Here is a 24889-nt window from a genome sequence, read left to right on the forward strand (position 1 = left end):
GTTTTATATCGATAAAGCCTGTTGAGCCTTACATTTTGGTAAACTCGACTTCACCTTCTTTTCCTTCTCCCTTGCGTGGTGAAGGGTCATCAGTATTTTTTATGGTATGAAGTTCTTCTTTAAGGCTTATCGATTTTTCTATATTCTTTATGGATTGTTCCATTTGTTTTTGGCGATAAATATAAATCAAACTGCCCCCGGTTTTTATTGCTTCGGTGATACTTGCTGTAATGATTGTAATAAACTGCATAAATTTTCTCAGGAAATGAGTGCCTTTATCAGCAGAACTTAATTTTTCAATAAAGACAGTGTCATTAGGTAATGATTTAACTTTTAAAGCACGTTGCTCTATAGGGATATCTCTATTTTGTAATTCTCTATTAATAGTCTCAATGTACTCTTTGACATCCTGATTTTTAGGGGGAAGTTTTGCGCTGAACAGGCGAAGTCTGTCGTATGCTTCAAAAACTATCAGATGATCAGGCAAGTGTTTTCTTTCAAATTCTTTGAATCCTTGCAGCAGCTCTTTTGAACAGTCTTCAGCATATAGAAAGCGATTTTTGTTTTTTTTGTAATATTCTCGGGCAATTTGTTCATATTCCTGGGCAATGGGAGATTTCAGGGTTGTGTAAACAAGATGATTACGTAATGACACTTCGAACTGCATGTCCAATAAGACATTTCGGGTTTGATTTGGGTTCTTATCTTCAAGCAAGGCCATCTGTTGCCCGAGGAATACTAATTTATCGTTCTTAATCTCAATTTCAAATGCTAATTCATGATTGGAGGGATCTTCGGATAGTTTTTTCTTTAATGTTTGCAGATCGCTTTCGGTTTGTCTGACGAGAATATTGATATAAGTGGCATCGTCCAGAATAGATAACTTTTTACTAAAAGGCATGTCTAATTCCAAGGCAGCAGATAAGAATAATTGGTTGACTGCAGCCATGGCTGGATTAATTAATGTACCAGGTTTTAAATTCAAGTAGTCTTCTTCTTGAGATAATCTTGTAAGTAAATCCCTATACGCATTTTCCTTTATTTTAGGGAAGTCATAAGTAACCAAGGCATTGACCATACCAGCTACCTCAGCAGCCTGAGCCCCTGCCCGTTGAATTTGTTCTAATAAATCAAGAAAAACCCTGATCGTGGTAAGATTAAAACCATACTTCTCCTCTAATGCTTCTTTCAATCTGCTAATTTCAGCGTTCATAAATTCTTCATTCGCCAATTGTTCTCGAGTCAATGAACGAATAACCTTAGGTTGTTGGCCAAACGCATTTTTGTATCTGGAACTTAAATAGCTTCTTGCTTTCTCTAACTGGGGAGAGGCCAGATGTGCGTATTTTACACCCAGTTTTGCCGCTTTTTTTCCTACTGATTCAGTCCGATCGATTTGTACTTCACGAATTCCAGCTTCAAAAAATGCTTTTTCAATACGATGGTCTCTTGGTGTTTTTCTTTTTAACAATTCTTTATGGGCTCTATTAAGAATAAACTGAAGATCAGCCCAATCCTCTTTGTTGTAATTGATGGATTGAACTTTATTACTGAAACTCAATGCGGCACGAACTACTGGGCCATAATGCTGTTTTAACTCGGGTGAAAATCGTTCCACTGCCATTTTTAATTCATGAGCATGGTTTGCAATTTCTACCAACGCTTTTGTTTGCGATACAAGGTTGTCGCTCTTTTTCATTTGCTCGAATTGTTTTAAAGCGGTTTCCAGGTGATATAATCCGTTTTCGACTTCTTTAATTTGCCTTACCATGAGTGGATCTTTGTCATTTATCACATGCAAAGGCTTGCCTTGGGGTTTGATTAAATATTTTTGCACTCGAGTGGAGAAATTATCTCCAGTAAGAGCCGAAAATTGCTCTCGTATCATACCCACAGTGGATGATAATTTTAATTCTTGAATGTAAGCTAAATTACCCCGAACGGTGTTAAGAGATGAGACCGATGTTGGTTTTAATTCTCCAGGGCCTACAGCAGGTTTCTTGCCTTCGATTTCTAAAAATGTTCTGCGCAGTTGGGGCAAATTGATTTCTTTTGATACATCAGATTTTAGCTCGAAAGATTTGGCTATAACGTGATCTATGGCTTTATCAATGACCGCAATTTTTAATTCACAGGATTTTTTGTGTTCGTTTAAATTGTTTTCAACAGCAAGCTGCAATTTTATCAATTGAGAGACTGTAACCTTGATTTTATTGATCTCTTCAGGTGGGGACGTTTCAAGTTGATTTAAAGCAGCAACAAAATCATTGCTTAATTCCAAATTACTATTTGCCATTGCGGATTGAATTTTTACAAAAGCAAGACGCAATTGAACGAGCTCATTTGGCTTTATGTTGGAGAGTGGTTGACCTGCATAGTTTTTAAGTATCCCGAAAAAAGTGTTAACCGCTTTTTTTTGCTCTTCTATTTGGATCAATGCAAGGCAGTGTTCCGTTTTTTTAGCCATTAAGCGCGCCATGCGCTTGTCGCCCATATAGAATGAAAGAGGAATTTTTTGCAATTTAAAATCAGGCTTGGTTTCAATAATTTCATTGAGTTTGTCGTTAATTTGGTCTAATTCCAAGGCTATAGGTGCTGATAAAAGGCCTGGGGTTAAATAGTGACGTGTCTCAATTTCATCAAGCATCATCATCAAATTGGGATAACCTTCTTTTAACCATTTCTGGTATTGCCGAATAGTGACTTCTTGCAGGTTGTTTCCTTCGCGTTGAATTTTTTTATTTAATTCAAGAAGACCGGAGATGGCGCTGAAGCCTTTAAAAATACTCAACAAGTAAGCATTTTCTTCAAAGAACAATTCAAATACTGCACCTATGGCTTCAATTTTTTTGCTGTTGATTCTTAACTCATCAACTGATTTCTCAGCGTTTTGATCCAATGAACTTGACATATTGTTCAGTAGCCTTGGAATTTCTGAAAATAATTTAACTAGTGAAGCGGTTTGTGTTATTTCATCCGTTTTAGGTTGAACTGTATTAATTCCCTGACCTAAAATGCTTCCCAGTTTTTGCGCTACATTAAGTTCACTGAATTGACTTGTCCATCCATACTCTTTAACCAGCTTGTTTGCTTCGATGATCACAGGCGCTATTAAATCGTGATTCTCACGAATTAAATTGTGAATGTCTGAGAAATCCTCAGTAAACAACGTAAATGATTTGTACACTTGGGATAATGCCGCTATGCCTTGATGTGCTGCAGCAATCTTACCCAATGTAGTGCTGGTGTCTATGCCATGCCAGGTTTTAAGAGCACACTCTGCATGATACATACTGTTGATGATTTTTTTTATTGCCGCTGTTTGAGGCGGGTCTTGATCAAGATGAACAAATGGAACGCCATGTTCCTGTGGGTTTAGACTGTCGGCTATGGCTGGAGATAAGGTGGATTTAAACTTGCTTAATAACAATGTCCGAGCAGTACTGATTTTATCAGCATAATCCAATAATTCAGCCGTTTTTTCTTTTGGTTTTTTTTCATTTCCCTTTACACTTTCTTCAGGTGATGTTTTTGCTTTTTCCGGAGATGTTCCGAGTGGACTTCTGGGCCTGGCTTGGCCTTCTGTTTGTAATTGTTGCAAGGCGGATAAGTCATTAGCTGTATAATTGGTGTCTGAGAAAGATGACCCTAAAGTCATAATTTGTTGCAACAGTGGAGCCAGCGCTTTTTGACCCTCTGGTGAAAGTTCTTTGACACTTGATTTTAGTTTGGAAGCTGCAGAAGCGATTGCGATAAAATAATGCAATCGGATCATAATCCCATAGCTCAAATCTATTTTTTCAAAATCTTTAAGCGCTTTTTCTAATTGAAACAAATTATTTTCAACGGTTTTAATTTGTTTCACCAACCCAGGATCATTTTCATTGATTTTATATGGAAGAGTTGAAAAACAGGCTTGATATTTTTCTGGTAAATGGCGATGAATCAGAGTATCGACATTTGTTCTTGTGCTGTTTACTGTAGTCGATAATTGCATTTCCTGAATGGCCGTTAGTGTTCCACGAAGATTGACTAATTTCGAAGGTTTTACTGCAACAAATTGGGATGGAGGAGCCTCCTTCTGCGAGGGTTGATTTCTCAAGGTTGATTTTATAGCATTGACACGAACTTCAGCTTGATATTGCAGTGCGGTTTCTTCTAGCTTATCTGACCCGGTCCTTAATTTTTCACGAGCTTTCTCAGCAATCAGGATCTTAAATTGTTCGGAAGCAATTTGGCTTGACAGAAAACGATCAACAGATTCCCTGGTTCCCAGGATTTTATCAACGTTGTAATTTACTACATAACTGGCTACATAACCTAAACCATCTTTGGCTAATTCCCACCATGATTTGGGTTTAGGCGCGGTTTTTTCAGGGCCGGTAGTATTTAAAACAGAGGTTAACAGATTTTCAAGGTCCAAGCTGGCATGAGCCAGTGCTGTTTGTATTTGGGGATATAATTGTCTTAGTAATATCCGATCCGGCTCTGTGACTTGTGAAAGATTCATGCCTTTATAGGCTCCCAGGATCTTATAAAAATCAGCAGTGGCCGCTTGCTGTTTTTCGCTAGCCATGATAGCTCGCACACTGTTGACCTGAGCATTATGAATTTGTTGCTCTCTTTTCCCCTTCAATGATTCTATGGTTACAACGCGCTCAGTAATACCAAAATTAGGTTCAGATAGTATGTCATTCATTTGCTTGCCTAAATGCTCTATTTGAGAACACAAATTGGTACTTAAACTGCCTGGTTTTAAATAGTTTTGTCGCTCCAGTTGATCCGCGAAGGTGATTAATGTGGGTAAATAGTGATTAGCCCAGGAAACATATTGCTGAATAGATTTCTTGCTAAAATCAAAACCATCGTCTTGTATGTTCTTAAACCATTCTAATAAATCCTTTATGGCTTTTGAGTCTTCAAAATCACTGATACTTAATTTACCGATAAAAGGATTATTGTCCAAGTCATCAAGTAAAGAACGAACCAATTCTACGGCTCGTTCTTTCTCCTTTCCTGTCATGCTCTTTTCTTGTAGTGTGGATACGGTTTCTACCAGTTTTGATATTTTTGAAAAAGCGTCAATAAGCGGATGCGTATCCTCTGATTTGCCTATATCAGGACCTAGTAAATCCATCCCTTGAAAGATCACTTTGGAGGCTTTATCAGTCACATCCATTTCCATGAATTCTGATAACCAGCCAGACTCTTGCACTATGGTATAAGCTTGAGTAAACAGCGGTTCAAGTAAATGATAATTGTCGGCTATGACACTCCTTATTTCAGGGGTAGCCTCATCAAGTAAACCCAGGGATTTGTATATCTGGGTTAGTGCACGGATTAATTTGGGCGCTGCTTTGGCTTTACCCAATAGCGTACTGGTATCAATGCTTTCCCAGCTTTTAAATGCTTCCTCAGCATGATAAAGACAATTAATGACTTTTTTTAGAGTTGCAATTTGTGGTGGATCCTTCTCAAAATGAACAAAAGGAACGCCACTTGGTTGTGGAGTGAGTTTTTCAGCTATCAGATTATCCAATTGCGCTTTAAGGGCTTTAAGGAGCAACCCCCTGACTTCATTTATTTGCTGCGATAACGGAACATCTGATGAGTTATGATCTGGCATATTTATCACCTCTATGCTTAATAGTAGCATAGAGGTGATAATTTGATTAAAGTGCCATTAAAATAATCATTTTTATCGTTTATGAAAGAACACTGTTTTAACTAACAAGATGCCAGGCACTCAAACGACAGGTATAATTTCCATGCAGTTAGTGCCTCCGGGAGTTCCAATTTGGGTTCCACGTGTTAATAACACATAGCCTTTCTTTTCGAGGTGCCCTGATTTGACTAATTCATGCAAAATTTGTTGATTCAATCCTTCAGGATTGAATTGATGAAAATCAATGTAAATAGGAAAGACATTATTTACGAGGCTTAATCGGCCAATGGTTCTCTTGTTGGCTGATATGGCAAAAATAGGCACAGTGCTGTGCTGCCGGGATATCCATAAAGCCGTATCACCGGATTCGGTCAGTGTGATAATCGCCTGAATGGGAAAATGATTGGCCGTATGCATGGTAGCCATAGCGATTGCCTGGTCAGCGCGTTGATAATGACAAGTTTCCGGATCACTATGATAAAAAAAGCTGGCATGCTTCTCAGCGCTTAAACATATTTTATTGACCATGGAAATGACCTTGACTGGAAAAAGACCGCTTGCTGTTTCGGCCGAAAGCATTACTGCATCAGTTCCATCCAGAATCGCGTTGGCTACATCAGAAACCTCGGCACGGGTAGGCTGAGGATTGCTTATCATGGATTCCATCATTTGGGTTGCGGTAATCACCACTTTATCTAAAAGTCGCGTTTGTTCTATGATGTGTTTTTGAATAGCGGGAACTTCAGCAGCACCCACTTCAACGCCTAAATCTCCTCTGGCCACCATAATGGCGTCTGCTTCGCGAATAATATCAGTTAAGTGATCCAGGGCTTCCATGCGCTCAATTTTAGCGATAATAGGGGTTATTTGGGCCCCATAGTCTTTCATTAGCGCTCTTGCTTGCCGGATATCCTCTGCGTCTTTTACAAAAGATAAACTGATGTAGTCCACTTCTGCTTCAATTGCTGTACGTAAATCATTTCTGTCTTTTTCTGTTAAAGTTCTGGCTGCTAAGCCGCCACCTTTTCGATTCAAACCTTTCAAATCGGTGAGTACTCCACCTTCCAGTACCTTGCAATGGATTTTTGACCCGGAAATCTCGATGACTTCCAATTCAATTAAGCCATCATTAATCAGAAGATGATCGCCAATACTGAGTTCATTGGCCAAATTAGGATAAGCGACTGAAACGCCATTGATGTCGCCCAGGGTATCTGGAGCCATACAATCCAATGTAAAATTTTGCCCATCAACCAGAGTGATGGATTTGTTGTGAAAACGGCCGACTCTTATTTTAGGTCCTTGTAAATCAGCCATTACTGCAACCGGGTGCTTTAATTCGTCTGCGATTTTACGAACCAGTGCAATTAATTGCAGGGCAGAGGCATCGGCATGGGAAAAGTTAATTCGTACTACGTTGACTCCGGCAGCCAACATGGAACGCAGAATTTCAGGTTCCTTGCTGGCCGGGCCTAAAGTGGCAACAATTTTAGTTCGTCTTAACATGTTTTGCGCGCTCCTGCAAAATAGCAACAGCAGGCAAGGTTTTTCCTTCCAGACATTCGAGAAATGCCCCACCTCCTGTGGAAATATAAGAAATTTGCTGATTCAAATCATAGAGATCAACAGCAGCTAAGGTATCACCACCACCAGCAATGGAAAAAGCATCACTCTCGGCAATCGCTATAGCAATGGCTCTTGTTCCATAAGCAAACTGCGGGAATTCGAATACACCAACCGGACCATTCCAGATGATGGTGTTGGCGTCATGGATGAGGTCTACATAATCTCTTATGGTTTCTGGGCCAATATCAAGAATCATATCGTCTTCAGCCACATTAGACAGAGACTTATTAAAAGCAGGGCAGGTTTCACTAAAGGTTTTGCCTACTACAACGTCGGTGGGTAGAGGAATTTGGCAACCTTTCTCTTTGGCTAGGATAAGAATATGACGAGCCTCATCTAATAAATCAGGTTCGTACAGGGAAATGCCAATTTCAAATCCCTGAGCTTTCAGAAAAGTATTGGCAATACCTCCCCCTGGAATAAGAACATCAACCATACCCACTAATTGTTTCAATAAACTGAGCTTTGAGGAGACTTTGGCTCCTCCAACAATAGCGACGATAGGTTTTTTAGGCGCTTTAAGCACTTGGTTTAACGCTTCAAGTTCCCTGATTAGCAGAGGACCAGCAACGGCGATTGGAGCATATTGAGCTACACCATAGGTAGACGCTTGTGCTCTGTGTGCCGTGCCAAAAGCATCCATGACAAAGACATCACAAAGGTTGGCCAATTTTTTTGCCAGAGCCTCGTCATTGGATTTTTCACCAGGATTAAATCGGACATTTTCGCAAATAACTAACTCCCCGGGGTTCACATCCAGGCCATTCAGGTAATCTTTGACGAAGCGAACAGGATACTCCAGGTTTTCATTTAAATAGTCAGCAACAGGTTCTAAAGAGAATTTTTTCTCAAATTTGCCTTCTTCTGGGCGCCCAAGATGGGACAATACAATCACTGCGGCACCACTGTCCAGGGCTGATTTGATGGTAGGCAGGGCTGCTTGCAATCTTTGATCACTGGTAATCATGCCGTCTTTGATCGGGACATTTAAATCCTCACGAATCAGGACTCTTTTGCCAGACAGATCAATGTCGCTCATTTTAATCAGGTTCATTGGTTATCCTTTAGCAGTTCATCATTTGGTGTGCGGTATCAATCATGCGGTTAGAGAAACCCCATTCATTGTCATACCAGGCGACCACTTTGACCAAATTACCTATCACTTTAGTTTCCGTTGTATCGAAAATAGCCGAAGCAGGGTTATGATTGAAGTCACAAGAAACTAAAGGATCTTCATTAATTTGTAAAATTCGGCTTTTAGCCTTGCGCATGATGTGATTGATTTCTTCTACAGAGGTTTCGCGTTTCGCCTGGAAAGTTAAATCAACAACGGATACGTTTAATACCGGTACTCGCATCGCAAATCCATCCAACTTCCCTGCCAGTTCAGGTAAAACCAAACCAACGGCTGCAGCAGCACCGGTTTTGGTTGGAATGATGGACTGCGTTGCAGAGCGAGCGCGTCGTAAATCTTTATGGCTTCCGTCCAGAAGCATTTGATCTTTTGTATAGGCATGGACAGTGTTGACCAATCCTGACTCAATTCCTATGGCGTCATTTAACACTTTAACCACTGGGGCAAGGCAGTTTGTTGTACAGGATGCATTGGATACAATGACATCAGACGCTTTGATGACAGAGTGATTAACTCCATAGACCACAGTCGTATCAACGCCCTTGGCCGGAGCCGATATTAATACTTTTTTAGCACCGGCAGTAATATGGCCCATTGCCGCATCTCTGCTGGTAAAGAAACCGGTGCATTCAAAGACGATATCAACGTCCAGTTGTTTCCATGGCAATTTGGACGGATCACGTTCAGCAATCACTTGAATGCCATGCCCATCAACAATCAGCATGTTTCCTTCTATGCTGACATCTGAGCGAAAAGGACCGTGGGTTGAATCGTAACGAGTCAGATGAGCGGTCACATCGATGCCAGATAAATCGTTAATGGCAACGACTTCAAACTCATTTTGCCTGTTGTATTCAAAAATCGATCTTAAAATGCAACGGCCAATGCGGCCATAGCCATTAATCGCGACTCGTATTGTCATACTACTTCTCCGAGTTAGGGTACCCTCCATACTCAGTCAGACTGAATACAGACCTTCTTGAAACTTAAGAAGGGGTACGGGTTACACCATTGTTTGTTTGGTTAATGTATCCAGAGTATTAATAATTTTTTCTACTGTAATTCCAAGGTAATTAAAAGCATCCGTAGCAGGGGCTGATACGCCAAAACAATCCAGCCCAATGACGGCGCCGTCAAAGCCAACAAATTGGTGCCAATAGGCACTGCTGGCCGCTTCTATAGCGATGCGTGTACGAACGTCACCAGGTAATACTCTGTTTTTGTAATCATCACTCTGGGCAAGGAATCGCTCGGCACAGGGCATGGATACCACCCTGACATGGAGTCCTCTTGATTTGACCTTCTCTGCCGCAGTCAAAGCCAGTTGCACCTCTGAACCTGTGGCTATCAGGATAGCATCAGGCTTCCCTTCACAATCTGCAATAATGTATCCACCTTTCTTAATCAAATCAGCCGCATCGGTGCCATGAGCTAAAGCGGGCAGATTTTGTCTTGAGAGCAATAAAGCGGATGGGCCATCATGGTGTTCCAGCGATTGTTGCCATGCAACAGCAGTTTCCATTAAATCAGCAGGACGCCAGACTGTCATGCCAGGAGTCATTCTTAACATAGCGATGTGTTCTACAGGTTGGTGTGTAGGACCATCTTCCCCTAAACCGATAGAATCATGGGTCAATACGTATATCACTCTTTGTTTCATTAAAGCGCTTAAACGGATGGCATTTCTTGCATAATCTGCGAAAACAAGGAATGTTCCACCGTAGGGAATAAATCCTCCATGCACAGCAAGCCCATTCATGATGGCTGCCATGGCGAATTCCCTCACTCCATAATAGAGGTAGTTTCCGGAAAAATTGTGAGCCGTGATGGCTTTGCTGCCTGACCAGTCGGTATTATTGGAACCAGTCAAATCAGCCGAGCCGCCGAACATTTCCGGTAATATTGGCGCGAAAAATTCTATGCATTGCTGCGACGCTTTACGCGTTGCTATGGCTTTTTCATTATTCAGGCATTGTTTCAGGAATCCAGCCGATATTTCTTGCCAATCATCAGGTAGGTCACCATTGGCACGGCGTAAAAAGTCATCGTGTTCCGATGGATATTGTTGCTGGTATTCATGCAGAAGTTGCAGCCATTGTTGTTCTTCTTTTTCTCCCTGCTCTCTATGATCCCACTGCGTATAAAGAGAATCAGGGATTTCGAAGGGAGCATGTTTCCAATTAAAAAATTCGCGAACATTACTTATGTCTTGGGCACTCAATGGAGAACCGTGCGCTTTTTCGCTGCCTGCCACAGAGGAGCCCAGCCCTATGACGGTTTTACAGATAATTAATGAAGGTTGGGTGCTGTTCTTGCGCGCTTCTAATATGGCGTGCTCAATTTGATTTGCATCATGGCCATCGATGGGACCTATGACTTGCCAGTTGTAGGCTTTAAAGCGCGACGTGGTATCGTCCGTAAACCAGGATTCCACCTTGCCATCAATAGAAATGCCGTTGTCGTCATAAAATACAATGAGCTTTCCCAAACCAAGAGTGCCAGCTAAAGAACATGCTTCATGAGAAATGCCTTCCATCAGGCAACCATCACCGGCAAAAGTATAAGTATAATGATCAACCAGGTTAAACTGATCGTGGTTAAAGGTACTGGCCAGCACTCGCTCGGCTAAGGCCATCCCGACTGAATTGGCTAAACCCTGACCTAACGGCCCTGTTGTGGTTTCAACACCGGGAGTATGTCCAAGTTCCGGATGTCCTGGTGTTTTTGAATGCAATTGGCGGAAATTTTTAAGCTCGTTAATATCCAAATTGTATCCAGTCAAATGCAGCAAGGAATAGAGAAGCATGGAACCATGGCCATTAGATAATACAAAGCGATCTCTGTTAAACCAGTGCGGATTTTTGGGATTAAATTTTAGAAATTTTTTCCATAAAACGGTGGCAATATCAGCCATACCCAAGGGCATGCCAGGGTGGCCTGATTGAGCCTGGTTTACTGCATCGATGCTTAACATGCGTACCGCATTAGCTAATTCTGTAAAACTGTTCATGCCTACTCTTATGCATTTAACTGAGGCACTATTGTCGCTCAGAAGGCATAAATCGGCAAGAACACCAATCATTTTTAGTTGAAAATAATGCCAATATTAGAGCAAAATGTAAATTTAAGTTTAAATTTTTCCTAATTTTTGACATAATGTTAGGGTTTGATTAATTTTTGTAGTCCAGATAAAGTGACTGAAGCAAAAATTTTTGTAAAGCTACATTACAAACACAAATGATATACGGATTATTTATTTCAAAAAATCATGACACCGATTATTAGTCATTTACTAAAAATGTTTCCAGAGCTGACCACACAAGTTGAAACCGATTCTTTGAATTGGACATTTAACACGCGCCTGAAACAATTGGGTCCTGATTTTTATTCGAAAGTAGCGCGTCTTCATCCCATTCTCAATATTGAATACAGTGTATTGTGCCAGCGCTTAAGATATAACCTGTCCTCTCCTGATTACAGTTCGCCTGAGCCAATCAAGGAACTACTGATTGATGCACTCAAACTGGCTGAGCTTTTGGAATACACCTATCAACACTACCTGGTCGTTCCCCGCGAAGTGCTGCGTTTGCGTCGTCATAAAGCCATATACAGGGAATTATTAACTGAATTGTCCGGGTATTCTTTTGCGTTAGATGGTTCAGAAACAGAATCTTTTAAGACAAGTTTGTCATTGACGCAAGCCATTCGTGAGAAAACAGCCCAATCCAATTGGTATAGAATCTTTATCAGCCGAAGTAAACGAGTCATTAATCTACTGGATAATATAGACCTTGGTTCGAAGGCATTTCGTGATTTTGTCGTGCTGCTTGATAAATACACCAATCCATTTTTGGCTTATTTAGGTTGGTGTTTCTTTGCGCCCCGCTTATTGACCAATCTCTTTTTAATTTTAAAACATACCATTCCTGGACAATGGATGGGAGAAAAAGAAAAATCACTGGATTGGTATCATCGTTTCTACGCCCACCTGCAACGACGTTGGTTTGAGCTGGCCAATGATAGCGTTTGGTTTACAGTCGGGATTCTCAATTGCTTCGTGCTGGTAGGCGCTTTGGCACCTCTCTCTGTTTATTTGTCTTTGTTTGCGTTTGCCTTTGATGTCGCCAACACAAGCCTGCGCGCTTACATAGAGATTAGTCGATTGCAGCAGTTGCAAACGGAATACAGCGAACTCTTCGACCAGGAAGAAAATGAAGACAAGAAAAAGACAATCAAAGAGTATCAGGACTTGATCAGCTATCGAATTAAATTTGAGGTTCTGCGTTCCTTTTTATCGGTTGGCGGAGCAGCCGCTGTCGTGATTGCAATGGCTTTATCAGTTCCTGCTTTAGGTTTTATAAATCCGATCATCCCCTTGGTTGGAGCACTTCTTTTATTGGTATTGTGGGGTGTTTCATTATACTTGACCAACAAGTTGGATGAATACAGGCCTGTCGATAACATTGAAAAGCCAGCCCCTTCCGTTATTAGCAAATTAGGCTTTTTTGCCTCCAAAAATGAAAAAAGAGAGAGTCTGTATCTTTCTGCCAAGACAGAAAAAGACGATGAAGCGGGGGAATTAATCCCAACACCCGCCTTTAATTGATTACTGTACTTTGCTGTTTCACAGCGGATAAAGTATAGAGACTAATTCAATTGAATGTTATGCTTTCAAAAAAATTACATGATGGAAAGGTATAACATGTCGACCACAGTTGGATTACCGCAATTTAGCCATATAGAAGTTGAACATTTCAAATCCCATCTTGATGCTTTATTAAAAAACCATCTCGAGGAAATTGACAGGCTGCTTAAAGAAAATCACCACTACACTTGGGATAATTTAATTTACCCATTGGATAGTCTGGCCGATGAGCTCGAGCGTTTTTGGTCTCCGTTTGCTCATATGCATGCGGTGATGGATTCTGAGGCAATACGTGAATCTTATGAGGCGTGTCTGCCCTTGCTGTCTGCCTATGATGCAGCGATTGGGCATAATCAAGACTTGTATGAGGCGATTAAATCGATAGATCAGCATTCCCTTAATCCTGCCCAGAAAAAAATTATTGCAGACAGCATACAGGATTTCGAGTTATCAGGAGTTGCTTTATCCAAGACGAATAAAAAGCGTTTTGAAGCCATTCAATCGAGACTGGCTGAATTATCCAGCAAATTCGAAAACAATGTGTTGGACGCGACCCATGCCTACACTATTCATATCACCGAAGCAGAACGTTTGGCCGGATTACCCGAGCACGCTTTACATACGGCAAAAGAATTGGCGCATGAGAAGGGGCTGGATGGCTTTGTTTTAACACTCGAATACCCTTGTTTTCAGGCCGTCATTACGCATGCGGAAGACAGGGCTTTACGCGAAGACATGTATCGGGCTTACATCACCAGAGCCTCAGATCAAGGCCCTAATGCAGGAGCCTTTGACAATACTCCACTGATTGATGAAATTCTGTCCCTGCGCCATGAAAAAGCCGAGCTTTTAGGGTTCAATAATTTTGCCGAATTATCCCTGGCGACCAAGATGGCAGCCTCGACAAATCAAGTCATTGAATTTATCTATGATTTGATTGGCAGAACTCGTGACAAGGGTAAGGCTGAATTTAGGCAACTTGAACTGTTTGCACAGGATAAATTCAATCTAAGCCCCGTAAACCCATGGGACGTTGCTTATCTTTCTGAAAAAAGAAGGCAAGATTTGTATTCCTTATCTCAAGAGGAATTACGACCTTACTTCCCACAACCTAAAGTAATGCAAGGTTTGTTTGCGATTGTCAAAAAGCTCTTTGGTATGAGTATCGAGGAGATTGACGGTGTGGATGTTTGGCATAAGGACGTTCAATGCTACTGCATAGTCGATGAATCCAATCAAACACGCGGGTACATATACACTGACTTATTTGCCAGACCTCACAAGCGAAATGGTGCCTGGATGGATTCTATGCAAAGCCGCAGAAAACTGGAGGATGGCACGGTTCAGTTACCCATTGCGACCTTGACTTGTAATTTTGCCAAGCCTTCTGCAAACAGACCAGCCATGCTATCGCATGATGAAGTGGTGACTTTGTTTCATGAGTTTGGTCATTGCCTGCATCACATTTTGACCCAGGTGGATTATCTTGGCGGCTCAGGAATTAATGGTGTAGAATGGGATGCGGTGGAATTGCCCAGCCAATTTTTCGAAAACTGGTGCTGGGATGAGCATGCCTTGTCGTTACTGACTTCTCATGTGGATACAGGGGAAACCTTACCTTCTGCGTTGTATGAGCGCTTGATCGCCGCGAAAAATTTTCAATCCGCCATGGCCATGCTAAGACAAATGGAGTTTGCCTTGTTTGATTTCCGCATTCACCAGGAATATCAGACAGGTAAGGCGTCATTTGTCGCAGGTATTCTGGCTGATGTACGCTCTAAAACCAGTGTTGTACCCATTGTTCCTTATAATCGCTTTCAGCACAGTTTCTCGCATATTTTTGGGGGTGGCTATGCTGCTGGCTATTACAGTTACATGTGGGCAGAAGTACTGTCCAGTGATGCCTTTGCGCGATTTGAGGAGGAAGGTATTTTCAACCCCAAAACCGGGCATGACTTTTTGAAGTCCATTCTGGAGGTAGGCGGATCAAGAAAGGCAGCCGATGCTTTTATTGAATTCAGAGGAAGACCCGCGACGATTGATGCCTTACTGCGCCATAATGGGATTTTATAAAAACAGGGTGAAACCTCAATCTCTTTTTTGCCTTGACCTTGAGAATTCTGTAAGTCTTGAAAATATATTCAGTATGCTGGCGGGATTTTGCTTACACGCCGGCATTTTATGTTATAATTAAAGTGTACAGAATGGGGGGCGACCTGGCTTCGACGTGGGTTGCAAAACCGGAAGTGCATGCCGAGAAGGAGATCTCTCGTAAATAAGACTCAATTAAATATAAATGCAAACGATGAAAACTTTGCTGGTGGGGAAGCTATCGCTGCCTAATAAGCACTTTAGTTAAACCATCACTGTGTACTGGCCAATAAACCCAGTATCCCGTTCGACCGAGCCCGCTTATCGGTATCGAATCAACGGTCATAAGAGATAAGCTAGCGTCCTAATCTATCCCGGGTTATGGCGCGAAACTCAGGGAATCGCTGTGTATCATCCTGCCCGTCGGAGGAGCCACAGTTAAATTCAAAAGACAAGGCTATGCATGTAGAGCTAAAGGCAGAGGACTTGCGGACGCGGGTTCGATTCCCGCCGCCTCCACCAAATTAACTTATTGATTTATATAGAAAAAATTAGATAACCTCCATATCGTGGCACCATATCGGCACCATTTTTCGGGTCTTTCCCAAATACGGGGCATTTTATCAAGCACATAATACTCTAACTCTTAATCGGTAGTTTTCAAAGTTTCTAAACCCATAAGCTCTTCGTTGTATTAATTTCATTTTCCGATGAAATCCTTCAGTGATGTCATTTGATTTACTAAACCGCCACATACAGGCAATTTCTTCTTTCCATGAATCGAGGGTTTTTCCCAGGGCAACTAATGATTTAAATGGGCTTTGTTTCAAGTTCTGAATCATTTTTAAGAAGAGAGGAATGATTTTACGGCATCGTACTTTAGTTAGAGTTTTATTCATTAATAGCTCATGAAGCTGTTGTTGGAAGTGATAAATGGCTTCAATGGCTGGATTTTCAGCGAGGAAAGTGTCTCGCTTTATTTTCTTATGAGGTGTGAGTTTATCTGGTTTGGTTCGCAACAAAGCCAATAGACCTCGGTTATTTTTAATTGAGCTGGATAACTCACGATAAGTCATCATACATTGATGTTGTACTAATCGAATGACGTGAAACCTGTCAGCTATTATTTTAGCGTTTGGGAAATGCTTTTTGACCAGAGAGCGGTAGGTACTACTTAAATCCATACAGACCACTTGAACACGGTCTTTCCCCTTTAAAGAGTTAAGGTAGTGATTTAAATCAACCTCTCTTCGTCCTTTAACGATATCAAACACTTTATGCTTTTTAAGGTCACATAAGGTAGTTGCAAAGCCATGTTTGCGACTAAAGAAGTGCTCATCAAGACCTAACACTTTTGGACAAGGCGTATTGAGCAATTCATTTCCTTCTATTTGATAGCGTCTATGATACCAACGTTCAATGGTTGCTTTCCCTTGTTTAAATTGAAGAGATAACTCTTTCTGGGAAATACCACTCGTATGGTGATGAAATAGTTGAACTTGTAAACGCTCTGTAGACCGTTGATATTTAGCAATTCCGGGAAATTGTTGATTACCATAACGACCGCATTCATTGCAAAACAGTTTGTATGCTTTGAATCGAAGAATAGTCCGCCTGTGACCTATCAATTCATGATGAACCTTGCGTTCATAACTCGATTTCTTTCGAACCCTCTTACTTGAACAATGAGAACAACGTGGTATACGGTTATAGCTTAAATCCAATAACAAGGGTTGATAACCACTTACTTTTTTTATAGAAAAACCAGGTAAATTTAGGATAACATCATATTTCGGCACTTTAATCTCCTTTTTGTTCGCGAAATCAAGAGGTTAGTTTATACTAACTTGATTAAAGTGCCCCTTTTGTTGGGGTAGAGCCTATCCCAAAATGTACCCAAAAATCGTTGGAAAGTACCCAATTTGTGCCCAAAAATTCTGGACAATAAATAGACAAAAACCATCCCCCCAGCTTCAGCATTAAGGAATAAATAAATGATGCAAAAAACAATGACAATACTAACAGAACTAAAACTAGTAGGAATAACCACCAGAACCAATAACACCCAAATATTTGAAACAGATCCTTCGACTAATAAAATAGCAGCTACAGTTCAGAAGTATTTTCATAATGGATTGGTCGAGAAGATCAATGACAGAAAAAATCCTGGAACAACCTTCTGCGTTTATACCAATTACGAAAGCGATGTGAAGGGTGATTACACGTATTTTATTGGTGAGGAGGTGACTTCTTTTGAAGATGTAAGTAAAGAATTTGAGACACTTACAATACCTGTTCAAAATTACGCAAAATTCACGAATCAGTCAGGGCCAATGCCCACTGTGTGCATCGATATGTGGCAAAATATATGGAAAATGAATGCGTTTGATTTAGGTGGCGAAAGAGCTTATATTGCGGACTTTGAAGTTTATGATGAACGCAGTAGTGATCATAACAATGTGACACTCGATATTTATATTGGCATTAGAAAATGAACATTGAGCACTCATGCACGCCCGGAACCGCAGACATCGATTTTATAACCAAGAAAATTAATCAAGAAATACCAAATTTTGGATCTGCACATTCCTTTGCTTTTTTGTACGAGATGAGAAAGGTCAAATCATAGAGGGTTGCACTGGTAGTATTATCTTTGGCAGTATTTATACCGATCAATTATGGGTACATCCTGAGCATCGCGGTAAAGGTTTAGGACATAAATTGATGGCACAAGTCCATGATTATGGCCGCGAGAATGAGTGTACCATGGCAACAGTTGCCATAATGAGCTTTCAGGGAGCTAAAGCATTCTATGAAAAATTGGGATATGTTGTGGATTTTGAGAGAGCAGGCTATACGCAAAATTCCATCTGTATCTTTTTAAAGCGGAGCTTATAATGTTTAAAGCCGATTGGGAAAAAACAAGTGTCACCTGCCAACTACCAGAGGGTATGGTTGAGAAAATGGTGCGGTTTGTCTATCCTGATAAAAGACTCATTTCTCATGAATTGATTGCTGGTGGATGCGCTAACCTCAACATTAAAATGCTGCTGGAAGATGAAAAACATCCTTTAATTTTGCGTGTTTATTTGCGCGACAAAGAGTCTGCTTACCGCGAACAAAAACTGGCAGCATTATTAAAACAAACTGTTCCGGTGCCGTTGACGTATTATATCGGCGAACTGGAGGATTATCCTTTTGCTATTACAGAATTTATGCCAGGCATGTCGCTTCGAGATCTGTTACTGAGTGATGCTCCACATGATCTCAGCGCAATTATGCATGAGCTAGGCACGATTCTTTCAAAAATTGCAGCGCATGAATTTTCAAGGTCAGGCTTTTTTGATCAAGAGCTTGATGTAATCCCTTATGAATCTTCTGATGTCATAAAGTTTGCACAAGATTGCTTGGGTCATAAGACGGTATTAGCTGTATTAAGGCATGAGATGATTTCAAAAATCAGCGATGTTTTGGAGCAATATGGACACTTGTTTCCCGATGAAAATGAAAAGCACCTCGTCCATGGCGATTTTGATCCTGCTAATATTTTAATGGAAAAAGTGAATGGTACTTGGAGTGTGACCGGTATTTTAGACTGGGAGTTTGCTTTTTCTGGATCTGTCTTATGGGACGCAGCTAACATGCTTAGATACGCGCATAAAATGCCACCTGAGTTTGAGAGTTCATTCATAGAGGCGCTGAAAAAAAGCGGCATTAAATTACAGGACACCTGGCGTACGACTATACATTTATTGAACTTATCGTCTTTACTTGATTGCCTTAAGAGAGCAGACTTTCAATATCACCCCAATCAATGTGCAGATATTCTTGAATTAATTGAACATATTTTATCAGAGTTAAATTTCATGAAAAAAATAGATCGTATTGAAGTCGTGCCCTATGATCCTAATTGGCCAAATATTTTTGAAACTGAGGCAACCAAAATTAAACAAGCACTGGGTAATAACTGCATTGCTATTCACCATGTTGGTTCAACATCAGTGCCAGGATTGGCCGCAAAACCGATTATAGATATAGTTCCGGTTGTTCAGAATATTATAGCTGTAGATCAAAACACAAATGTGATGGAAGCTCTTGGTTATGAAGCAAAAGGCGAATATGGAATGCTTTTTCGCAGATATTTTCAAAAAAAGGGATTCAATGTCCACATATTTGAACAAAACAGCGCTGAGATTGATGGACACTTACTATTTCGCAATTGGATGCGGAGGCATGCAGATGACAGGGAACACTATGCAAAGCTAAAGCAAGATTTAGCCTCGCGTTATCCAAATGATATTTACCAGTATGTTTTCGGTAAAGATGCATTTGTAAAGAATATCCATTCTAAAACAGGATTTAATGGCTTGCGTGTTGTAAAAGCACTCACACCACGAGAATGGGCTGCCGCCAAGCATTTTCGCGATACTTATTTCTTTGGCCCGTATGGCATAGATGATCCATACACATGGACGTTTGATCACTGCGAACATGTCCATCTAATTTTATATCAAGGTACAGAAATTATTGGTTACGCCCATATTCAATTTTGGTCTGATAGACGAGCTGCGATACGGATTATTGCTATTGATGAAGGTAAGCGTAGCAAGAATGCTGGAAGTACATTTTTGGTCTTAATTGAAAAGTGGCTGAAAAGTTTAGGTGTTAAAAGTATTCATGCTGAATCTAGGCAAAGCAGTTTAAAGTTTTATCTCAAAAATAGTTACGCAGATATGCCATTTGATGATCCTGAGGGCCATGAATCTGATCCAAACGATGTGCCTGTAGGTAAGGTATTATGAATAATAAAATTCAAATACGGCGTTATCAAGAGGGTGATGCAAAATTTTTACATGTACACGGTGTACAGGGTCAGATCTTGCCCTTTGCCTTTATCCATAAAAGACGGCGAGTTTGGGATTAATTCTTGGTAATTATTTCCCGATGTATTAATTTTCTTTCAAAAGGAATTAAGTAAGCCCAGGATTAGCGATGGTAAGACCTTTGCGTATTGAGTTTAATGGTGGGCTTTATCACATCACCAGTCGAGGTAATAGAAAAGAAGCGATCTATTTATCAGATGAGGACAGAGAGAACTTTTTATCTATTTTGGGTGATGCTTGTTTAAAATGCCAGTAGCTATGCCATTCGTATTGTCTGATGACAAATCATTACCATTTACTCATTGAAACACCGCTTGGTAATCTATCAAAAGGTATGCGCTATCTAAACGGGGTATACACTCAGAAATTTAATAAATCTCACAAGCGGATTGGGCACGTCCTGCAAGGTCGTTATAAATCTATATTGGTTGAGAAAGACAGCTATCTATTGGAATTGTCGCGTTACATCGTATTAAATCCTGTTAGGGCAGGCATGGTTAAAAAGGCAGATGAGTGGCCTTGGAGTAGTTATTTAGCAACAAGCGGTAGAGTACTGGTTCCATCATGGCTGACAGTTGACTGGCTTTTGTCATCATTTGGTTCTATAAAATCGGCAGCACTAATAAAATATGAACAATTCGTTGATGCTGGCTTAAGTAAGAAAAGTCCGTGGATTGATCTAAAGCATCAAATATATCTTGGTTCGGATGAGTTTATTTCCAGAGTAGTGAGCTATGTTGACCCTAAAGCTGATTTAACAGATATTTCCAGGGCTCATGTGCCTGATTTGGTTAAAGGCTTTACAATTGAAGAATATGAACGAATGTCAGACAATCGAGATGAGGCAATATATAGTTCATATAAAAGTGGATTGTATTCTATGAAGGAAATTGGAAAATATTTTGGGCTTCATTACTCAAGAATTAGCAGAATTATAAAACAACATTATGTGCAAGAGGCAAAGGGCAAGATTTGACCCTCTCTTCTGGGTGCCTCTGCTATATCACAGCTTAGTAATACACTACCGCATGCGGTGTTAATAATTTCTTGGTAAAATTTTTTGCGTTCATTAGCATCAAGGAAATTTAAATGAATATAATTTAATCTATGCAGTTTAATATTAATTATTCTGTATAGAAGTTAATTTTTGTTCGAGTAATTCAATCCGATCACTAGCAAGACTACCGTATTGAGAAAAATGGCCAGGAATGGCGCCTTTAAATGATGGGGAGGTCATGATCTCTCGTAGAGATTTAATCAAGTATTCTTTCAGGGTTGAATCAGAGCTTTTAATTTCATCTACCATTTCAACGCGTCCATCCAGCACTGATACAATATCTTCAAAATCATGGCTGGCGTAAAAATCCATTTTGCCTCTTGTTTTAAAGGCTTCAAATTTGGTGGCTAAAAAGTAAGGGGCTGTAACAACCCGAATTTCAAGATTGTCATTCAATGGATAGAGGTTTGAGAACTCAATTGCTTGTTTATACCAACGATTTCCAAACCCTAAAATTGTTTCATCAGTAGGCATTACATCAAGAATGACATCATCATAAAACCAGCGACAAATGACATTTTCCGTTATGGATTTCTTGAAGCCTTGTTTGTTAAGTTTCTTTTCTAACTGGTAATATTGATTTCTGGAAATAACATCCACAATACAATCAACATCAAGTGTATAGCGCACGTCTGGCACCAGAGGATCCGATATGAATAAGCCCGTGGTACATCCTCCCAAGAAAACAACATCGTTTCGAATATCACCTAACTTTGTTGCGACAAACTCTAACATTCTTAGATTCGCCAATTTCACATTATTATCTGGCATGATTTAATTTTTCCTTCAAAAGTGCTGCTGCAAGGTTGCGTTCACGTGGGCGTCCTGAGCGCATGACATCAATTAAGACAAGTAATTCATGAAAAGCAGAATCGGGGTTTTCTCGTAAAGCTCTTGATAAATTGGGATGAATAGGTAATAACGCAACACCTCGCTCCTCTCCCATTGCATCAGGCCAAACAGGAATAGGGTCATTACCCAATGCAATTTTATCGCGAAACATGGGGGCGGCAATTGCTGCGGGAGTACCTCGAGTATATTCACCTAGTTTTACTGGAAAGAGGAATTTGATTGAGTGTATTAAAAACTCTTCTGCTGCATGAACATTAGGGAAAAGTTTTCCCTGTTTGTCTTTCCTCAATAACCCTGCTTCTTCTAGTCGCTTTATGCCTGCATTAACTTCAGCCAAGCTAATACCTAATGTTGCAGATAATTGTCGCTGAGATAGGTCACTACCGATATTTGCCAATAGTTTTATTAATACAACGCAATCCTGTGACTTTAACATGGTATTATTCTCTAAATGATATAAATAAAGTATATCATATGCGTTCGCTGTTCGCGAACAGAAGAACAGATGTTGGCGGGATTCGGTTCAGTTCCAAGGGTAACACTTGATAAGAGGGGGCTTTTTCAAAAACTACATTAAAATAATTATTTATTATCAATCAATTAGATAGTCAATATTATGGTCGCCACCAAATTAACAAAATTATAAAACAACATTATATGCAAGAGGCAAAGGGTAAGATTTGACTCTCTTTTCTCTCTTATTCTAAAATTAGACCTTAAAGAAAATAATTCAATAGTCAAAAGACTCGCCTCCTTTATTTTTTCTCTTTGTTTTCCAACTTATGACCATCTAGATGTAGTTCATTATGTTCATTGCCTTGTTTTGAAATTAGAATTATTTAAAAAATAGCCCCGCCTTCACTCTAGCTCTTAGACGAGGGCAAATTTTTATTACATGGTCACACATCCTGATGGTGAGTCTGTTACCTCTACTTCTGGTTTATTCGGAATATTGACTTTGATGTCTGCTACCGCTTCTATACTTCTTCTTTCATCTAACTCTAGTGAGGATTTTTGTAATAAATAATAGTATTCTTTGCGACCACTCGCATTTTTCTTATGGTAGGCTGCGGCTGACAGATCGCCTATCTCCTCTAACATCGAGGCCGCTACAAATTTTCCATTCACTGCAAAACCGGATTTTTCAACAAATGCAATGACATTTTGAGGTGCTAAAGAAAAACGATAAGTTTCTTTTGAGCGCTGTAATGAAGCCTCTGCAGTAAAATTTTTTGAATTTATTAAAAATGGACATTCAATATACCTTTTCAACTTATTTAATTATTTATCTATTTAAATCTCTATTTTTGATGCTAATTAAAATCGGGCGGATTACTATCGCGGGTACAAGCTGTTTTTAATATTAATGGATTAAACAGGAAAAGCAATTTTTGGCAAGCGTGGGTTAGGTTGAAACGCCCCAACCCACTAATTGGAGCACTAATTCCAAGGGCCATTTGTCCAGTGCATAGTAACATTGTTACCATGTTGATCGTAACTCTCCCTTGCTGAGCGTTCTTCCTGTTTACCAAATAAACTATTAGGGTGTTTGGCTGATGTTGTGCTCGTTAATGGGCGACGACCGTCTTCGGTGTAGCTCAATCTGGGATCTTGATCTTCAGGAGCAACATGTTCATTACTGTTTTTTATAGGTTTCATTATTTATCCTCAGGTTAAAAGTTATTTGGGTGTAAGTTAAAGTCAAAAAGCCCTTAAAATATTGCAAATGAATAAAATATGTCTTAATTGTACTTTAAAAAATCAATTTAACTGTGGTTTAAAAAGGACAATTTACGGTTATAAAGGGACAATGTGAGCTTATCCAAAGAAAAGTAGATTGGAGCAAGGTCCCTATTCGAGACGTGAAAGGCTCTTAAATGAACCTAAAGGGGAGCAAGGGAAGTCCTATTATGGTGAAATCTTTATATGTGTTCAACCATATGGAAAGACGCGTTTGGTGCTGTAGTGCCCCTATGGGCGAACCTCAAGAATAGTCGTTGTATAGGGGAAGCAATTCCAATCCCTTTTTACTCCATTGATGATGATACTGATCTCCGAAATTTGCTCTAAACCTCCTTGGATCTCTGTATTCAAGAAACACACCTTGTTAATGCCATCCATTGTAATGAATAAGTTTGTAGTACCAGGGCTAAAAGCGATATTTGGAGGCCAATAACACCATTCGGGTCAGATCTTGCCTTTTGCTTTTATCCATAAAAGAGAGAGAGTCAGGGATTAATTGTTTTGATTAACGGTATTATTTAATGAGAAAAATATTTGTTTGAACTTTATATAACCTGAACTATGCTACAAATGTAGCAATATAATACTATTGTAGGTGACGTAATGGGGATCCCAATAAGAATTGATGAAAATATTTATAATGAGGCTAAAAAAGTTGCTGCTGCCGAATTTCGCTCTATTCCAAATCAAATAGAATATTGGGCTAAGTTAGGAAAGTGTGCATTGGATAATCCTGATTTACCAATTGAGTTTATAAAAGATGTTTTGCTTTCCAAGCTTCAAGATAAGTCTTTAGCGGAGCCATTTCAATTCGAGAGTGAAGGTGAGTGATATCGAAATACGGCAAATGCCAGCCTTCAAAAAGGTCTATAAGAAATTACCTGCAGCATATAAATCCATAGTGAACGAGGCTGTACGAACAATTATTAATAATCCTAAAATTGGAGAAGAGAAAAAAGAGGATTTAATTGGTGTATATGTTTATAAATTTAAAATTAATCATCAACAATTTCTCTTAGCTTACGAATGGGATCCAGCATTAAGGATTCTATTAGCACTTGATGTACATGAAAACTTCTACCGGGATCTCCGGGATCTAAAGAGAAAGTAGTTTACTATATTTGTTATTGGGCTTATAGAAAGGGATTTAAATGAAGAATAGCTGAAGATTAAGTTAGAATATCAAAGGGTT

At 39.9% G+C, this 24889-nt stretch carries 19 protein-coding genes and 1 other RNA gene; 10 read left to right on the forward strand and 10 right to left on the reverse strand.

From position 1 onward, the window contains the following. Positions 1-28 precede the first annotated feature (28 nt). From OQJ02_RS00685 to tkt, 5 genes are all read right to left on the reverse strand, one after another. Positions 29-5656: an SdhB gene (locus OQJ02_RS00685; RefSeq protein WP_265717431.1), complete on the reverse strand. Its 5628-nt coding sequence runs from the start codon at positions 5654-5656 to the stop codon at positions 29-31. 90 nt (positions 5657-5746) lie between these two features. Continuing rightward, positions 5747-7171, reverse strand: coding sequence for a pyruvate kinase (pyk, locus tag OQJ02_RS00690; RefSeq protein ID WP_265717432.1), 1425 nt, complete (start codon positions 7169-7171; stop codon positions 5747-5749). Further along, a complete protein-coding gene (locus OQJ02_RS00695; protein ID WP_265717433.1) occupies positions 7155-8345 on the reverse strand; it encodes a phosphoglycerate kinase in 1191 nt (396 codons plus the stop codon). The genes pyk and OQJ02_RS00695 overlap by 17 nt, the downstream gene beginning before the upstream one ends. Positions 8346-8355: 10 nt before the next feature. Beyond that, a complete protein-coding gene (gap, locus tag OQJ02_RS00700; protein WP_265717434.1) occupies positions 8356-9348 on the reverse strand; it encodes a type I glyceraldehyde-3-phosphate dehydrogenase in 993 nt (330 codons plus the stop codon). Positions 9349-9429: 81 nt separating this feature from the next. Next, a complete protein-coding gene (tkt, locus tag OQJ02_RS00705) occupies positions 9430-11436 on the reverse strand; it encodes a transketolase (protein ID WP_265717435.1) in 2007 nt (668 codons plus the stop codon). Positions 11437-11694: 258 nt separating this feature from the next. Between tkt and OQJ02_RS00710 the strand changes: the two genes are divergently transcribed. The 3 genes from OQJ02_RS00710 to ssrA all read left to right on the forward strand — a co-directional run bounded on the left by OQJ02_RS00710 (position 11695) and on the right by ssrA (position 15684). Continuing rightward, positions 11695-13032, forward strand: coding sequence for a hypothetical protein (locus OQJ02_RS00710; protein WP_265717436.1), 1338 nt, complete (start codon positions 11695-11697; stop codon positions 13030-13032). Positions 13033-13128: 96 nt separating this feature from the next. Beyond that, a complete protein-coding gene (locus OQJ02_RS00715) occupies positions 13129-15144 on the forward strand; it encodes a M3 family metallopeptidase (protein ID WP_265717437.1) in 2016 nt (671 codons plus the stop codon). 134 nt (positions 15145-15278) lie between these two features. After that, positions 15279-15684: a transfer-messenger RNA gene (ssrA, locus tag OQJ02_RS00720) on the forward strand. 101 nt (positions 15685-15785) lie between these two features. Here the strand turns inward: ssrA and OQJ02_RS00725 are convergent. Beyond that, positions 15786-16961, reverse strand: a complete 1176-nt coding sequence (locus OQJ02_RS00725) for an ISL3 family transposase (protein ID WP_265717438.1) — start codon at positions 16959-16961, stop codon at positions 15786-15788. A 195-nt stretch (positions 16962-17156) separates the two neighbouring features. On the opposite strand from OQJ02_RS00725, the gene OQJ02_RS00730 reads away from it, so the two are divergent. From OQJ02_RS00730 to OQJ02_RS00745, 5 genes are all read left to right on the forward strand, one after another. After that, positions 17157-17657, forward strand: a complete 501-nt coding sequence (locus tag OQJ02_RS00730) for a GyrI-like domain-containing protein (protein ID WP_265717439.1) — start codon at positions 17157-17159, stop codon at positions 17655-17657. Positions 17658-17811: 154 nt separating this feature from the next. Then, positions 17812-18060 (forward strand): GNAT family N-acetyltransferase, encoded by a 249-nt coding sequence (locus OQJ02_RS15435; RefSeq protein WP_416209894.1) that lies wholly within the window; start codon positions 17812-17814, stop codon positions 18058-18060. Next, positions 18060-19964: a GNAT family N-acetyltransferase gene (locus OQJ02_RS00735; protein ID WP_265717440.1), complete on the forward strand. Its 1905-nt coding sequence runs from the start codon at positions 18060-18062 to the stop codon at positions 19962-19964. The genes OQJ02_RS15435 and OQJ02_RS00735 overlap by 1 nt, the downstream gene beginning before the upstream one ends. 190 nt (positions 19965-20154) lie before the next feature. After that, complete coding sequence (locus OQJ02_RS00740) at positions 20155-20301, forward strand: hypothetical protein (protein WP_265717441.1); 147 nt, start codon at positions 20155-20157, stop codon at positions 20299-20301. A gap of 21 nt (positions 20302-20322) precedes the next feature. Continuing rightward, the gene (locus OQJ02_RS00745) at positions 20323-21021 is read left to right on the forward strand and encodes a transposase (RefSeq protein WP_416209880.1); all 699 of its coding nucleotides are present in this window, start codon (positions 20323-20325) and stop codon (positions 21019-21021) included. Positions 21022-21165: 144 nt separating this feature from the next. Here OQJ02_RS00745 and OQJ02_RS00750 read toward each other — a convergent pair whose 3' ends face one another. The 4 genes from OQJ02_RS00750 to OQJ02_RS00765 form a co-directional block, all read right to left on the reverse strand. Continuing rightward, on the reverse strand, positions 21166-21873 hold the full coding sequence (locus tag OQJ02_RS00750) for a hypothetical protein (RefSeq protein ID WP_265717442.1): 708 nt from the start codon (positions 21871-21873) through the stop codon (positions 21166-21168). Then, positions 21863-22390 (reverse strand): winged helix-turn-helix transcriptional regulator, encoded by a 528-nt coding sequence (locus OQJ02_RS00755; RefSeq protein ID WP_265717443.1) that lies wholly within the window; start codon positions 22388-22390, stop codon positions 21863-21865. The genes OQJ02_RS00750 and OQJ02_RS00755 overlap by 11 nt, the downstream gene beginning before the upstream one ends. Before the next feature lie 455 nt (positions 22391-22845). Then, positions 22846-23226 carry a hypothetical protein gene (locus OQJ02_RS00760; protein WP_265717444.1) on the reverse strand — a complete coding sequence of 127 codons (381 nt, stop codon included), beginning with the start codon at positions 23224-23226 and terminating at the stop codon, positions 22846-22848. Positions 23227-23394: 168 nt separating this feature from the next. After that, on the reverse strand, positions 23395-23613 hold the full coding sequence (locus OQJ02_RS00765; RefSeq protein WP_265717445.1) for a hypothetical protein: 219 nt from the start codon (positions 23611-23613) through the stop codon (positions 23395-23397). A 687-nt stretch (positions 23614-24300) separates the two neighbouring features. On the opposite strand from OQJ02_RS00765, the gene OQJ02_RS00770 reads away from it, so the two are divergent. Beyond that, the gene (locus OQJ02_RS00770; protein ID WP_265717446.1) at positions 24301-24528 is read left to right on the forward strand and encodes a TA system antitoxin ParD family protein; all 228 of its coding nucleotides are present in this window, start codon (positions 24301-24303) and stop codon (positions 24526-24528) included. Next, positions 24521-24808 carry a type II toxin-antitoxin system RelE/ParE family toxin gene (locus tag OQJ02_RS00775; RefSeq protein ID WP_265717447.1) on the forward strand — a complete coding sequence of 96 codons (288 nt, stop codon included), beginning with the start codon at positions 24521-24523 and terminating at the stop codon, positions 24806-24808. The genes OQJ02_RS00770 and OQJ02_RS00775 overlap by 8 nt, the downstream gene beginning before the upstream one ends. Positions 24809-24889 lie beyond the last annotated feature (81 nt).

This window comes from Legionella sp. PATHC032, from assembly GCF_026191185.1.
Taxonomy (GTDB): domain Bacteria; phylum Pseudomonadota; class Gammaproteobacteria; order Legionellales; family Legionellaceae; genus Legionella.